This is a genomic window from Paraburkholderia sp. J69-1 (genome assembly GCF_905220255.1).
Classification (GTDB): Bacteria; Pseudomonadota; Gammaproteobacteria; order Burkholderiales; family Burkholderiaceae; genus Paraburkholderia.
Genome location: NZ_CAJMZG010000002.1, coordinates 543,601 through 558,570 on the forward strand (window position 1 = coordinate 543,601; position 14,970 = coordinate 558,570).

13 protein-coding genes are annotated in these 14,970 nt (G+C 62.6%); 5 read left to right on the forward strand and 8 right to left on the reverse strand.

Features of this window, described 5'->3' with window-relative positions:
* Positions 1–26: 26 nt before the first annotated feature.
* Together U5A67_RS05555 and U5A67_RS05560 are read right to left on the reverse strand one after the other, a co-directional pair.
* Positions 27–923, reverse strand: a complete 897-nt coding sequence (locus U5A67_RS05555; RefSeq protein WP_321813351.1) for a TOBE domain-containing protein — start codon at positions 921–923, stop codon at positions 27–29.
* A 73-nt stretch (positions 924–996) separates the two neighbouring features.
* On the reverse strand, positions 997–2,580 hold the full coding sequence (locus U5A67_RS05560; RefSeq protein ID WP_321813352.1) for a CHAD domain-containing protein: 1,584 nt from the start codon (positions 2,578–2,580) through the stop codon (positions 997–999).
* Positions 2,581–2,816: 236 nt separating this feature from the next.
* Here U5A67_RS05560 and U5A67_RS05565 point away from each other — a divergent pair, with 236 nt between their 5' ends.
* Both U5A67_RS05565 and ppk2 read left to right on the forward strand, forming a co-directional pair.
* Complete coding sequence (locus U5A67_RS05565; protein WP_205986819.1) at positions 2,817–3,035, forward strand: YdcH family protein; 219 nt, start codon at positions 2,817–2,819, stop codon at positions 3,033–3,035.
* Positions 3,036–3,190: 155 nt separating this feature from the next.
* Complete coding sequence (ppk2, locus tag U5A67_RS05570) at positions 3,191–4,345, forward strand: polyphosphate kinase 2 (RefSeq protein ID WP_321813353.1); 1,155 nt, start codon at positions 3,191–3,193, stop codon at positions 4,343–4,345.
* A gap of 43 nt (positions 4,346–4,388) precedes the next feature.
* Here the strand turns inward: ppk2 and U5A67_RS05575 are convergent, their stop codons facing one another.
* From U5A67_RS05575 to U5A67_RS05585, 3 genes are all read right to left on the reverse strand, one after another.
* The gene (locus tag U5A67_RS05575) at positions 4,389–4,694 is read right to left on the reverse strand and encodes a hypothetical protein (RefSeq protein WP_205986821.1); all 306 of its coding nucleotides are present in this window, start codon (positions 4,692–4,694) and stop codon (positions 4,389–4,391) included.
* Between the two features lie 333 nt (positions 4,695–5,027).
* A complete protein-coding gene (locus U5A67_RS05580) occupies positions 5,028–6,305 on the reverse strand; it encodes an MFS transporter (protein ID WP_321813354.1) in 1,278 nt (425 codons plus the stop codon).
* A gap of 124 nt (positions 6,306–6,429) precedes the next feature.
* A complete protein-coding gene (locus U5A67_RS05585; RefSeq protein ID WP_321813355.1) occupies positions 6,430–7,749 on the reverse strand; it encodes an FAD-binding oxidoreductase in 1,320 nt (439 codons plus the stop codon).
* Between the two features lie 781 nt (positions 7,750–8,530).
* Here U5A67_RS05585 and U5A67_RS05590 point away from each other — a divergent pair.
* Positions 8,531–10,921, forward strand: a complete 2,391-nt coding sequence (locus tag U5A67_RS05590; protein WP_321959678.1) for an EAL domain-containing protein — start codon at positions 8,531–8,533, stop codon at positions 10,919–10,921.
* A gap of 57 nt (positions 10,922–10,978) precedes the next feature.
* Here U5A67_RS05590 and U5A67_RS05595 read toward each other — a convergent pair whose 3' ends face one another.
* On the reverse strand, positions 10,979–11,362 hold the full coding sequence (locus U5A67_RS05595; RefSeq protein ID WP_205986830.1) for a tautomerase family protein: 384 nt from the start codon (positions 11,360–11,362) through the stop codon (positions 10,979–10,981).
* 99 nt (positions 11,363–11,461) lie between these two features.
* Here U5A67_RS05595 and U5A67_RS05600 point away from each other — a divergent pair, with 99 nt between their 5' ends.
* Entirely contained in the window at positions 11,462–12,313 is an 852-nt protein-coding gene (locus U5A67_RS05600) for a LysR family transcriptional regulator (protein ID WP_321813357.1), read from the forward strand.
* 10 nt (positions 12,314–12,323) lie between these two features.
* Here the strand turns inward: U5A67_RS05600 and U5A67_RS05605 are convergent, their stop codons facing one another.
* Both U5A67_RS05605 and U5A67_RS05610 read right to left on the reverse strand, forming a co-directional pair.
* Positions 12,324–12,755: a hypothetical protein gene (locus U5A67_RS05605; RefSeq protein WP_321813358.1), complete on the reverse strand. Its 432-nt coding sequence runs from the start codon at positions 12,753–12,755 to the stop codon at positions 12,324–12,326.
* 88 nt (positions 12,756–12,843) lie between these two features.
* Positions 12,844–13,578: a metallophosphoesterase gene (locus tag U5A67_RS05610; protein WP_205986833.1), complete on the reverse strand. Its 735-nt coding sequence runs from the start codon at positions 13,576–13,578 to the stop codon at positions 12,844–12,846.
* A 407-nt stretch (positions 13,579–13,985) separates the two neighbouring features.
* On the opposite strand from U5A67_RS05610, the gene U5A67_RS05615 reads away from it, so the two are divergent.
* Positions 13,986–14,642 carry a DUF1345 domain-containing protein gene (locus U5A67_RS05615; protein WP_321813359.1) on the forward strand — a complete coding sequence of 219 codons (657 nt, stop codon included), beginning with the start codon at positions 13,986–13,988 and terminating at the stop codon, positions 14,640–14,642.
* The last annotated feature ends 328 nt before the right edge of the window (positions 14,643–14,970 follow it).

Here is a 14,970-nt window from a genome sequence, read left to right on the forward strand (position 1 = left end):
ATCGTGTTGCTCACGTTCGGCGCTTTCTAGCCGGCCACGCCCAGCAACACGCTCGACGCCTTGAAAACGGCCGTCGCGCTTGCGCCGATGTCGAGCCCGAGCGCATCGACGCTGACATCGGTGATAACGGCCGCGACCACCGTTCCGCCGGGCAATTCGAGCGTCACTTCCGCATTGACCTCGCCGCGCCGCACGTGGCTGACGACGCCGCCGAGCCGGTTACGCGCCGACAGCCGCGCCGCCGCGTCCTCCCCGCCCGCCACCAGCACGACCGACGACGCCTTCACCAGCGCCACGACCGCCACGCCTTGCGCCAAACCCAAAGCGTCCGCGCTCTCGCGCGTCACGATCGCCGCCAGGCGCTGGCCGCCCGGCAGCGCAATCGACACTTCGTCGTTGATGGCGCCGCGCACGAGTTCCGCAACGATCCCGTAAAGCTGATTGCGCGCACTCGTGCGCAGCGCGAAACGGCCGAGCACGGCCAGATCGCCCGACACGCTGAGCGCCGCGTCCCGATTCGATGCACTCTCCAGCGCACTCACCGCCGCCGCCGCGCGCTCCAGAAAACGCCGATGCTCACGCTCGATCGCGCCAAAGGTTTCGATCAGTCGCAACGCGCGCGGCGTGAGTCGCGTGCCGCCACCGCCCGTCCCGCCGGTCGAGCGCACGACGAGCGGTTCGCCGGCGAGATTATTCATGGCGTCGATGGCGTCCCACGCGCCCTTGTAGCTCATGCCGACCGCCTTGGCCGCGCCCGTGATCGAGCCGCAATCGCGGATCGCCGCAAGCAGCGCGATGCGCGCCGCGCCGCCCAGCATCTGCGGCCCGGACTGGAACCAGACCGAGCCGCCGAGGCCCAGTTCGGGCGCGACGGCTTGATCGGCGGCATTCGGTGGGAGAGAAGTCGAGGGGGCGTTTGTCATCGCGTATTGCGTGTCGCGTATTGCGGTCGTGATCGGAAACTTGACTGTTGCGGCGATTATAGAGATGGCGCCCTCACGCGCCGCGCGCGATCTTCGGCTGACGCAGATCGCGCAGCAGGCGCTCGCCCTCTTTTGCGGTATAGCGTTTGACCGCTTCACACCAGCCTCGCGCAAAGCCCAGTTGATACGGCTCGGCGTCCATGCGTTCGAGAAAACGCAGCGCCACGGCCGCGTCATTACCATCGCCCAACACGCTTTGCAGGCGCCCAAGCGCGCGCGCCGTATCCGTGCGCGTGCGGCGCGACGTAATCGGCGCGAAAAATTCGAGCGTGTAGCGCAGATACTTGGCGTTGATGCGCACACGATGACGGCTGGCTTCGTCGATGGCGGTAAGTTTCTGCGCTTGCGCAAGCCGTTCGTAATAGCGATGCACGCGCTTTTTCGCATGGCGACGCAGCGATGGACCGGCCTCAGCGGAAGTGTCGGCGTGCTGCGCGAGCGCGGCCAGCCATTGCAGCCACGCGAGCGCCAGATGCGCATAGCGCGGCGATGCGAGCGCCTCGCGCACCCGGCCACGCGCGGCTTGCCGGCCGGCTTCGGCCTCGTCGCGCAGCGCGCGCCAGCGTTCGGACTCGTTGTCGGCGGCGGCCAGCGCGGGCAGCGTCGATTCGACGAACACATCGCGGTCGCGCGCCTCGCCGAGCAGGCCGCCCAGCCATTTGAGATCGGGTTCGATACGCTCGCGCCAGCCCACGTCCTGCCAGTGCGAAAAAATGCGCATCGCCGTGCGCAACCGGCGCTGCGACACGCGCATCTGGTGAATGAACTCCGTGTTGGCTGAATCGCGCACGCCCGCGTCGTTGCCGAACCATTGCGCGCTGATATTGGCGCCGATCGCCGCCAGCGCGGCCTCGGCGCTCGACGCGCCGCCCAGATCGACGGGATCGGCGTGAATCGCCTTTTCGTCGCCGACGGTGCTGCCGTGCGCCGTGCGCGCCAGCGCGTCGGTCAGGCGCACGAAAGCAGGCAGCGCATCGACCAGCCCGTGCGCGCCGTCAAAAAGCCCGGCGACGAGTGGCGCAGATGGCGCATCGTCAAGCCAGGGCACGCTCAAGCGAAGTTCATGCAACCGCGCCGTTTCGTCGCGCGGCATTCGCGTATCGGCATCGAGTTCGAGCGTCAGGTCTTCGGCCTCGCGCGGCCACGTCCAGGCGCTTCGCGTCGCCATCAGAGAAGCCGATGGCGCAAGCGGACCAGCCGCCGCCAGCGCCTCGCGAAACGCTTCGGGGGCGGCCTCGAAAAGCGCTTCGTCGAGCCCATCCGTTTCGAGATGCGCCGAGAATATCGGCTCGACGACAACGATGCCCGGGGTCAGCACGTAGCGCCTAGATACGACAACGCTATGCGCGGCGCTTTGCGTCTCGACTGCAATCCGCCAGCCGGCTTTCGCGAGCGCATCGCTGCTATCGAAAGTGACGATCGAAACGGAGTCTGCGGGACCGGCTTGCGCAACGAGTGACGGCACCGCGGCGCGCAACGCCGCCGTGACACCGGTCGCCTCTGAACCAGAATCAGAATCAGGCGCAACGGCTGTCTCGCACGGTGCCCGAGACGCGCCATTCACGACATCCAGCACGATTTCCAGACGACGGACCATGAACGCTCCAGGAGTTCGTTGGCGCGACGAGCGGACGGTTTGCGCAGCGATTCAAACCGAACCAGGACAAACCGCGTTACTGCCCCGATAGTACACGCGCCGCTGCAGCGATGCTTCCAGAAACGGATTGCGCCTTCCCTTACGCGCACTGACGACGATCAAGATCGTCAGGAGGCGAAAGTGGAAAAATACTTACATATCCCTTCGATCAATCTCGTTTTTATCAGGAGTATTGAGTGTTTCCCGAATACAGAGAACAGATCTCGCACCTCAAGGTCCACGACGAACATTTCGCGCGGCTTTTCAATCGTCACAACGAACTCGACCAGCAGATCAAGAACATGGAAGCGGGCATCGTTCCCACCCACGGCATGGCCATCGAACATCTCAAGAAAGAGAAACTGCACCTTAAGGATTCGCTCTACTCGATCTTGCGCAAAAACACGAACGACTAGGCATCGCGCACGCTGTTTTTACGCGCTCCAGTCCATTTTCAGACGGCTTCAAATCGCCTCATTGCGCGGCATGCTTCAAAGCGTGCCGCGCGTGAGCGCCTGACCGGAAACACGCGCATGAGCGTCCGGCCACGCCCTATCGAACGAGAACAATCATGTCCAGGACCGCGCCGCAATCCCTCCCTCAGCATTCCGCCGCTAGCGCGCAAACCGCCGACGATGCAAATCTCGGCCCGGCCGCGCGCCAGCCAGGCATCACGCCGCGCAGCGCGCAACGGCGTACCGTCGATGCCGCCGTCGAAGCATCGGCGCAAGCCATCGCAGGTGCCGTTCACGACGTCATGAGCGTGCATCGCTCCGCGCAGCTTGCGGATCAACCCGCGGCAAACAGCGAGCCGCCGGAGTCGCTGCTCGATTCCATCGCCGCCTTGATGCATGGGCTGTCGCCCGACGAAGGCGCTCAACTGCGCAGCCTCGTTCTCGAAGGCACGCCATCCGACTGGCAGGCCTCACGCTCGCGTCATCCCGATGATGAACTCGCCTCGGGCTGGCGCGAAGGTCTCTATCCGTACCGCCATCTGATGTCGCGACACGCCTACGAGCGGCAAAAATATCGTCTTCAGGTCGAATTGCTGAAACTTCAGGCGTGGGTGCGCGAGACCGGCCAGCGCGTGGTGATTCTGTTCGAAGGGCGCGACGCCGCCGGCAAGGGCGGCACCATCAAGCGCTTCATGGAGCATTTGAATCCGCGCGGGGCGCGCGTCGTTGCGCTGGAGAAACCCAACGAACTCGAACGCGGCCAATGGTATTTTCAGCGCTATGTGCAACATCTGCCGTCGGCGGGCGAGATCGTCATGTTCGACCGCTCCTGGGATAACCGCGCGGGCGTCGAGCGCGTGATGGACTTCTGCTCGCCCGAGCAATACGCCGACTTCATGCGGCAGGCGCCGGAATTCGAGCGGCAACTGATCCGTAGCGGAATTCACCTGATCAAGTTCTGGTTCTCGGTGAGCTGCGCGGAGCAGCGCCGGCGCTTCAAGGAGCGCAGCGTGCATCCGCTCAAGCAGTGGAAGCTGAGCCCTGTCGATCTGGCCTCGCTCGACAAATGGGACGACTACACTCAAGCCAAGGAGGCGATGTTCGCCCAGACCGATACCGCGGACGCGCCCTGGACCGTGATCCGCTCCGATTGCAAGAAGCGCGCGCGGCTCAATGCAATGCGCTACGTGCTGCAAAAGCTGCCGTATGCGAGCCGGGATGCCGAAGCGATCGGCGTGGTCGATCCGCTGCTGGTCAGCCGGGCAATTTGAGACTTTGCGGCAAGGCTCGAGGCGTGTTGCCTTGAGCCCGATCTCAGCGCGTTGCCGCGCCTGCAGGCCGCATCCGCCATTGTTTGCTCGCCGCGCCATCGACGGACGAGTCGAAACCGGTGTCCAGCACCCACTCCCAGTCGGGCGCGGCCATCTTGCCGCCCGTTACGCTGGCCACCTGAGACAGAACCTGATCGCGGTCGGCGAGAAACTTCAGTGAGCCGCACACCACGTTGAAGAGCGGCACCGTGCCATCCACCATGAACACATGGGCGACAACACCGTCTGCGCACGCAACGCGCGTCGAACTGCCGACAGAGCGGGGAAAAGATACTGCAGGTGTGACCATGAAACTCCTCATACGTCAGGCAAAAGAAAGCTTGGCAGCCGCAAACACGTCCTGTGATCCGGTGAGCCCGGAAGGAACCGTGTACTCGCACGCACGGGGCATGACTCGCTCGACCGCCGTGCGTGATACCTGCGAGTTAACGACAACAAGCTGCGCGACTTTACCCATCCGCAGAGTGAAGTTTTTTTGTCTGATGAATGACGGTGAGTTCAGCGGCACGCTATTGGCAATAACAAACCCCAAATAGCTGCCGCTTTGTCTGCCCGCCCCGAGGCGCGACGCAGCCTGACTACGCAACGCACGGGGCGGGCTAACCAGATATTCAGCCCGTCATCAACGGCCCAGCGAAGCCGCTTCCTGCAGACTCATCGAGCGAGTTTCAGGCGCCAGCATCATCGACACCAGGAAGCCGAGCAAAGTGATTGCCGCGGCCGCGAACATCGTCTCGCCAATCCCGAACTTTTCCAGCGAGATCGGCACGAGCCAGGTCCCAACGGCGCTGCTCAGTGCCGACAGCGATGCCCCGAGCCCGACAGCGAAAGCGCGAATCTCCGTGGGGAACAGTTCGTTGGGGTAGACGAATTCCAGCACCTGAGCACCGCCGATAAACAACGCATAGGCCGCGAACAGCAGCAGCACGATCCAGCCCGCGGCTTCAGGGAACAGGCCCAGACCGAGTAGCGCGAGCCCCGACCACAGGAAGCTCTGGAGAATGATCGTGCGTCGGCCAATGAAATTGATCAGCCACGTCGCCACCACGCAACCGACGACAAACATCAACGTGATGCCGACCGAACCATAGGATGCGAGACGGCCGGTCAAATTCAGCGCCTGAAACAGCTTGGGCACGAACGCGTAGACCGCGAAAACCGGAATAACCGCGCAGCTCCAGAACATCACCACAAACATGATCCGCTTGCCGTAACCCGCGCGGATAGCGTCCATAAAGCTCATCGCTTTCGCCGCCTTCGGCTCCTCAGCAATATTGCGCAACGAGAACGACGGGCCGTAGACGCGTTTGATCACGGCTTCGGCGTCGGTGCGACGTCCTTTGCTCAGCAGCCATCGCGGCGATTCCGGCGTGCCAACGCGAATAACCAGCAAGATCAACGCGATGATTGCCGGGCTGGCCATGACATGACGCCACGCGTCGGCGCCAGCGCTCGACAGGATGAAATTGCCCGCGATGTAGGACAGTGCCGCCCCCACGAACCACAGCACGGTCAGGACCGAGAGTCGCGCACCGCGATGCTTCTGCGGAATGAACTCAGTCAGCAAAGAACCCGCCGCCGTGTATTCGATGCCGACCGCGAGGCCGGAGAGCAGACGCAGAACGGCGAGGCTCGCCCCACTGCCCACCCAGAGCATGCCAATCGAGCAGGCGAGCACGATCGCCGGTGCGACGAAAAACAGTTTCTGACGCCCCAGGCGGTCGGTCAGCCAGCCGCCGACGAATCCGCCGACGAACACACCGACAAGCGCCATCGCTGCTGTAATGCCTTGCCAGAATCCGCCCAGCGCCAAGGCGCTGGACATGGGAATGGTCGCAACGCCGATGATGCTCAGGATGTAGCCGACCATCACCCAACCGCCGCCAGTGCGTACCGTCAACAGTTGATGAAATGCATTTATCTTTACATCGTCAATCAGTACATCAGATTTAGTAGAACTCATTTTCCTGCTTTATATCCTTACGTGTAGTGGGCACCGTCTTCTCGCGACAACGTGTGCGTTGTCATGCTTCGAGACCGGCGCGGAATTGCCCCCACTTCAAAACCGCATTCACGCCAATCGAGAGGAACGGCTCCGGTGGCGTCCTGTTCGGTCCCGGCGAGGCCAGCAGAAATTCCGTGAGCTCGCCGCTTTTGCCCGCCAGCCAGTCGGCGAGCAGCTTGCCGGTCGCCGTGCCGCGCGTGATGCCAAGGCCATTGCAGCACAAGGCGCCATACACATTGGGCGCGAGTTGCCCGAAGAAGCCTTCGTGGTTTTCCGAGAGGCAGATCGCGCCGCTCCACGTGTACTCGAGATCGACCTTCGGCAGCATCGGGAAACGACGCTCGAACGATTTCCGATGGTTCTTGATGTAGCGCTTCAGGTAATTCGCGTTCGGCCTGCCATTCGGATTGAAGCTGAAGCTGTTGCGGACCAGGATGCGGTTGTCCATCGTGCGCCGCACCGTGCTGCCAAACGGATCGGCAGGAATCACACCCCAGACGTCCTTGCCGCCGAGTTGAGCCTGCTCCTGATTCGTCAGCGGGCGGGTCAGGCTGCCATACAGGAACGTCGACAGCAGCCGGCCTTTGAGGAAGCCAAAGTGCGAAGCGAAAGCGTTATTCGTGAGAATCAGCTTTTCGGTCGTAATGCGGCCCTGGTCATGCGCGAGAACGATCTCGTCGCCGTATTCGACGCCGGTGATCGGCGTGTGTTCGTAGAGCGTGACGTTCGCGGGCAGGCTATCCGCGAGGCCCTTCACGAGCGCGGACGGCTGCAGCAGAATCGTGCCGGGAATGAAAAGCGCCTTCTTGTAGAACGACGTGCCGATATGATCGGGCAGATCCTTCCCTTCGATCATCTGGGTCTCGCGACCGATCTTGGCCAGACCGCTTCGATACGCTTCCAGCACCGCGATGCCGCGATCCTCCACAGCGGCTTGATACTTACCCGCTTCCGACATCTGGCATTGGATGTTGTTTTCCGCGACGATCTCGCGCAGGAAATTCTGGCCGAGCGTATTCAGCTTCAGGACCAGCTTTGCTGTATTCACATCGCCGATGTAGTCCTTTGCGCCGATGTCATGCGGCACATCGATCGCGAAACCCGCATTTCGGCCTGCCGAGCCAAAGCCGACTTCCTGGGCTTCGACGAGTACGATCTCTTCATCCGGGAAATTCGTCGCGAGTTGCCGGGCTGCTGCGAGTCCGGTCAAGCCCGCGCCGACGATCGTCCAGCGCACGCGCTTCTCGCCCGTATGGCGCGGCTTCGGTCGACGCGCGGCACTCGTGTGATACCAACCCGGGCGCGAATCGTCTCCCGGTAGCGATGTGACTTGCTGCATATTTCCGTCCAGTTATCGATGCGTGCATCTGCCCTGCTGCCGTTTTGTGGCTGTCTTTGCAGCATTCCAGGAGCACCAGTACTTATCCTTCTTGCCGAATAAGACGCGATCCCGGCGGTCCCCTCGAAGACCCGGGATCTGGAAGCCAGCCAACGGTATGCGCTGGCATGGCAAATGAAAATTCAAGAGCCGAATCCATTCGCACGCGATTCGCCACGAAAAACTGATTAGGCTTACGAAATTAATGGCGCGCCAAAGCCTCGACCTCGCCTCATCGGATGAGGCTATCGATGCGTCATTTCAAATGACACCGGAAGGTTCGCCGCCACGCGTGCCCGCGCGATCGCTTTGATTTTGGATCAGCGCTCGACGGCCAACGAACCAGGGCGATTCAGACTCACAAATTTCTTTGTATACATATTGTCTAACATTGGTAGGCGAGATTATGGACCGTCTCGCGAATCGCGTCAAATGGACGCATCGCACCGAAGGATCGATAATCCGGACGCCAGCGGGATGACGCGTCCAAACCAGCACAAAACGCGCCCCGGTTCGACGGCACCCAAGTAAAACGTTTGCGCGCCAACAACTGCTTTTTAACCATTGCGCGCCCTGCTGTGCCGCATATATTCTGAGCGGGCATCTCGCGAAGCCGATCAGATACTCGAAAAAAATGAAAACTGAGCAAATCGGGGTAACGAATTCCGACTCCAGCCTCTCACGGCAAACGTCTCAGACGGAAGCATCGAGCAATCTGGTTGGCCGGGAGCCTATCCAGCAGTTGGGCTATTCCATTTATCTGCTGAATGCAGAGGGATTGATCAGAACGTGGAACGCCGAAGCGGCCAATGCCACCGGATTTCCGGCAGAGGAAATCGTCGATCGGCACTTCTCGTGCTTCTATTCTTCTGATGAAAAGCTAGCCGAAGTTCCTGCGCAACATCTGCATCTCGCGAGCACAACCGGAAAATTCGAGGCCGAAGGCTGGCGCGTGCGCCCGGACGGCACGCAATTCTGGGCCCATGTCCTCATCGAACCTGTTTACGGCGGCGATGGCGAGCTGCACGGGTTCGTCAAGCTGATGCGCGATCGCACCGAAGAACGCTCGCAGGACAAACCGACGCGCGACCATGAGCGCAGCCTCAGGTTGCTGGTGGAAGGCGTCACCGACTACGCGATCTACATGCTCGACACGAATGGCGTCGTCTCGAACTGGAACGCTGGCGCGCAACGCGCCAAGGGCTATCAGGCGGCCGAGATCGTCGGCAAGCATTTCTCCTGCTTTTACGAACCCGCCGATCGCGAACGCGGCTTGCCGCAACACGGCCTCGAAACGGCGCGTCAAACCGGAAAATTCGAAGCCGAAGGCTGGCGCGTGCGCAAGGACGGACGCCGCTTCTGGGCCCATGTGGTCATTCAGCCGATCTACGACGACGCAGGCGTGCTGTTCGGCTTCGCAAAAATTACCCGCGACTGCAGCGAACAGCGCGAGATCGCGCGCGCGCTCGAAGAGACCACGCGCAATCTGGATCTCGCGCTGGATAACATGTCGCAAGGATTGTGTCTGTTCAATCGCCGCGGACGCCTCGTCCTGTCCAACAACCAGTTCGCCCGTATCCTCGCGCTCCCTGACGGTGCGCTGTTCGAAGGGATGCGGCTGGGTACGTTGCTACGGTGTATCGGCGAGCGTGCCGGCATGCCGCAGGATCAAACGGCGGCGTGGGTCAGAACGTTGCGCACGCAACTGGTTCATCGTTTCGAAGTCAATCAGCAACAGGCGACGATGGAAATCGCCTGTCTGGGCCGCAGCATTTCGGTCGTGACACGCCTGCTGTCGCATGGCGGCTGGGTGTCCACGATCGAAGACATGACCGAACGGCGCATCGCGGAACAACGCATCTCGCATCTCGCCCATCACGATCATCTGACCGACCTGCCCAATCGTCTGCGCTTCCAGGAGCGCTTGTCCGAACTGGCAGAAAGCGCATCCGCCGAGCGGCCGTTTGCGCTGCTTTTTCTCGATCTGGATCGCTTCAAGTCGGTCAACGACACGCTCGGTCATCATGTCGGCGATGAACTGCTCAAGGCCGTCGCGCGACGACTCTCGGACACCGTGCGCGCGAGCGACCAGTTGGCTCGCCTGAGCGGCGATGAATTCGCGATTCTGCAGGTGCCGTTTCGCAGCATGAATGACGCGGCCGAACTCGCGCAACGATGTATCGAGACGCTCTCCGCGCCGTTCGAAATCGCGAGCAATGAAATCAGCATCGGTGCAAGCGTCGGTATCGTCATTCACGCGCGGGCGGGGATCGATGCGGGGACGGTGCTCCAGCGCGCGGACCTCGCGCTCTATGCGGCCAAACGCGATGGCCGCAACTGCTTTCGCCTGTACGAAAGCGGCATGAACAACCCGATCCGATTACGCAACGAACTCGAAGACGATCTGCGCCGCGCCCTGCGCGCGAATCAACTGGAATTGCATTATCAGCCGATCGTCGATGCGCATAGCGGCGTCACGACTGCCTGCGAGGCGTTACTGCGCTGGCGTCACCCCAAGCGCGGCCCCATCTCTCCCGCCGAATTCATCCCGGTTGCGGAAGAGCGCGGCCTGATGCCGGAACTCGGCGCGTGGGTGCTGGAAAAGGCGTGTCGAGACGCGGCGCTCTGGCCTTCGCATATTCGCCTGAGCGTCAACGTTTCGCCGGCCCAACTGATTCACGCGGACTTTACGCACATTCTCGCGAAAGCGCTCGTGAATTCCGCGCTTCCGGCGCATCGTCTGGAAGTGGAAATCACCGAAACGGTGCTGCTGGAATCGTCTGGCACCTCGTCGCGAATCCTGAACGAAATTCGCGCGATGGGCGTGGGTGTCGCGATGGACGATTTCGGCAAGGGCTATTCGTCATTAGGACTACTGCAGAGTGTTCCCTTTACGCGCGTGAAAATCGATCGCGGTTTTGTGAATGGACTGGGCAACAATCCGAAATCGGCGGCCATTATCCACGCGATCACCGAACTTTGCCGCAGCCTCGATTTGCCGATCACCGCGGAAGGCGTCGAAACGGGCGATCAGCGGCAAGCGTTGCTCGACGAGCGCTGCCACGAACTGCAAGGCTTTTTCTTCGCGCGGCCAGCACCCGTCATTGCGCTCGAACGTTATCTGAACTCGTAGCAAGCGTGTAAGTGTAAGCCCACGAAGGCAGTCGATTTCGTGTGGCCACGCGATTGCTTACGTCGCGTACTGTGCCGCCCCATTCCCAAACGACCAGTTCTCCCTCGCGACATCCACGAGATTGACGAACACATCCTCGCGCCTGACGCCCGGCGCCTGCGCGAGGTTTTCCGCGATCTGCGCAAACAGCGCCTTCTTCTGATCCTGCCCGCGCGTATTGCTCACGGCGATCTGGATCATCACCAGATCATCGCTGCGCTCGATGCCCAGATAATGCCGGCCGAAGACAAAATTATCGGCATCGTGTTCGGTGACGATCATGAACTGGTCGTCCTCGGGCACCTTGAACACGTCCATCAGCGCGCGGTGCACGCCCTGCATGAGGGCCTTGCGATACGTTGCGGGCTTGCCGGCGCGAACGGCGATACGAGTGAAAGGCATGTCGGTCTCCATCAGGGTTGATTGAACATGACATCAGCTTAGTCCGCGCTTATCATAATAAACAGACATCAATCGATATTTCATTCATTTACGATGGAAATGAAACCGCTCGATCTCGACGCCGTGCGCGCCTTCGTGCTCGTCGCCGAACTCCGCAGCTTCACGCGCGCCGCCGATGCGCTCGGCACCACGCAATCGGCGGTCAGCCTGAAGCTCAAGCGTCTCGAAAGCCATCTCGGGCGCCAGCTGCTCGAACGCACGCCGCGCCTCGTGCGGCTGTCACAGGATGGGCTGGCCTTCCTCGGCGCCGCGCGCGATCTGCTGGGCGCGCATGAACGCGCGCTCGGTGCGCTGTCGGGCGAGGTACGACGGCTTTCTCTCGGCTTGAGCGAGCACGTCGCCGACGCGCAACTCGCCCGCCAGCTTGCGCTCCTGCGCGCGCACGATCCGGGATTGGTCATCGCGTTGCATCTGGGTTTGTCGGCGCAGTTGCTCGCGCAGTTCGACGAGCGTCGGCTGGATGCGGTGATCGTGCGTCAGGAAGCCGATGAAGCACCGCGCGGCGACGCGCGCCTGCTCTTCGACGAGCCTTTGGTCTGGCTCGCTTCGCCCGAGTGCCAATGGTCGCCCGGCACGCCGCTGCCGCTCGCCCTGCTGACTGCGCCTTGCGCGGTGCGTGCGGCGGCGATCGGCGCGCTCGATGCGGCCGGGATAACGTGGACTGAGGTGTTCGCAGGCGGCGGCGTGGCCGCGGTCGGTGCGGCGCTGGAGGCCGGCCTGGCGGTATCGGCGCTGGCGCGGCGGGTGGCGCCGCGAACGCTCGTCGATGTTGGTGCGAAGTTTGGTCTGCCGCCCTTGCCGACCTCGCGCGTCACGCTGCATTCGCGGGTGCGCGAGCCGCGTTCGGCAGCCACGCTGCAGTTGCTGGCGTCGAGTCTCGGCAGCGCGTGAGCGCGGCGGTTCAGCTCAGGATCGGCGGGAGTTCGTGCGGCTGCTGGATCGCGCGCTTCACGGGCACGGAAGGCGTAACGGAGGACGGCGCCGGCGCATCGACCATCAGCCGATGATGGGATGCAGGACGCACCGCCGCCGGCTTAACCGGTTTGTGCGCGCTCGCCTGACGCGGCGTGCGCGATATGTGCTGCGTCTCATGCTTCGGATGCGACGCGTGCGCCGATTTCGCCGATCGTCCAGTTCGCCCGCCATGGGAGGCCGTGGCGGACTGCTTCGCGCCTTTCCTGTGCGCGGATGTCTGCGCCTTGCCCGCATGAACTGCATGAGCACCATGCACACCATGAGTCGCATGCGCCGCATGTCCCACCGCTGGCGCGGCAGCCCATGCCGTCGCCGTCGCGAGCCACCATGCCGCGACCATCACTACCGCTGCCCGCACGCCGCGCCTCCGTCGATCACAAGTAAACCGGGCGGCGATTATACCCAACCCAAATCGACTGCCATCGGCCTGCGGGACTTAAAAATATTCAGGGAAAGGCCATGTCCGCGGCACCCATCGCACGCGCGGCCTGCAAGGAGATCGACCAGTTGCGCGACGTCCGCGCCTCGACCATGGTCAGACGGCCTTCGGGGATGAAGGCGCCGGTATCGATAAACATTTGCGAACCGATCTGGCGCAACTCGCGCACCGGCGTATGGCCGCAGTAAGTCAGCGACAGCGCGTGGCGCGGCGGCGATCCTGCCTTGAAAGCAAGCTCGCGCCCCCACAGCATGCGCTCGCGCACGGCCGGGTCGAACTGGCCGGCGTCGAGTTCGGCATCGTCGCCGAAGAATTCCGCGTGCAGCACGTTGAAGCGCGCTTCGCCTTCGCCCACCGTGCGCGCCAGCGGCAGTTCGCGCAGGCGTTTCGCATGCGCCGCGAGCGCACGATCCGGCAGCGCCTGCGCCCAGCCTCCGCCGATGCCATACCAGCGATGCCGCGGCAGCCGCCCTTCGGCGACCGCGCACAGCGCGTCTTCGTGATTGCCGAGCACGGCGTAGAACCAGGGCTGATCGAGCAGCTCCAGCGCCTGTTCGCACTGGTCGCCGCGATCGACGAGATCGCCGACCGAAAAGAGCCGGTCGCGCTCTGCGTCGAAGCCCACTTTGTGAAGCAGAAAGCGCAAGGCATCCACGCAGCCGTGCAGGTCGCCGATCACGAAATCGCGACCGGCCGCATTGGCCGCGTGATGCACAACTTCCGGAACAAGAGTGAGCGTCATCGCTTCATCATAGTGCTGCGCACGCATTATGTATGCGAGCCAGCGAGCTTTTCATGGAGGTTTTTTCAGCGCCTTTTCACACGCCTTAAATAGCGCTTTCAGGCGGACTTTTTTATTGCTGGATTGACGCGATTCAATGGCGAATCTGCACGTAATCCTGGGTAGTACGGATAACTTCACCATCGTGCCCGAACACGCGTGCGCGAGGCGTGACAAGCAGTAACAAGCGTGACATTCGTGACAAGGGCGAGCGCCCTGCCATGTCGATAAAAGGTCCAGATGATCGAACAACGATCAGGCACGCCGACGAAAGCGCAGCCGTAAGGTGCGTTCCATAAAATATCGCCATATCGGCGGTCTGACTAGAATCGAAGTGCGCAGCACACTCATACGGGCGATCGACAACGATGAAGCTACTTCCGCAGGTTTTGAGCAATCGTCCGCATATGACGGTGGGCATCGCGGTGGGCGTGCTGCTCGGCGTGCTGACACCGGCAGCGATCCGGCCGGTCGCGCGCGTTCTGCTCGGCTGGGACGCCGCGATCTGGACCTACCTCGTGCTGATCTGGATACACATGGCGCGCACCGACGAAGAAAGCGTGCGCGCCAACGCCCAGCGCGAGGACCAGAGTGCGAGCACCGTGCTGTTCATGGTGTGCGCGGCAACGGTCGCCAGCATCGTCGCCATCGTGCTGGAGCTGGGCACCACCAAGGATCTGGGCACGGCCTCGAAGGTGCTGCACTCCCTGCTCACGGGCATGACGCTGATCGGCGCGTGGTTCCTGATTCCCACCATCTTCACGCTGCACTACGCGCGCGTGTATTACGGCTCCGATCCCGACGCGCCCGCGCTCGCCTTTCCCGACAAAGCGCTCACGCCCAATTACTGGGACTTCCTGTATTTCTCGTTCACGATTGCCTGCGCCTCGCAGACCGCCGATATCGGCATGCGCGGGCGCAGCGCGCGCCGCAGCGTGCTCGCGCAGTCGATCCTGTCGTTCTACTTCAATGTCTCCGTGCTCGGGCTGTGCGTGAATATCGCGGCGAGCATGGTGGGGAACTGACGCCTCGGTCCGCCACGCCGTTTTTGCAAATATCGCGCGTCTCTACGCCATCGCGGCAGACCCGCGCACGCACCGGATTCGCCGCCACACGCCAGCGCCGCGCGCGGCGGCGGGCCGATCCCCTCACTGCGCCCGCCTTGGGCACAGGCCTTGCTGAATTCATCGCCAAGACGCCACGCGTCGACCGCGGTTTGGTTCCGGCCTGCTCTTGCACTACTCTGAACAGGACGCGCCGCGGCCCCCGCGCGGCCCGCTCCGGCAGCCCACGGGCAACGTGATCGCATCCGGTGACACATCGGCCTTGCATCCACGCCGCCCGACGAACCTG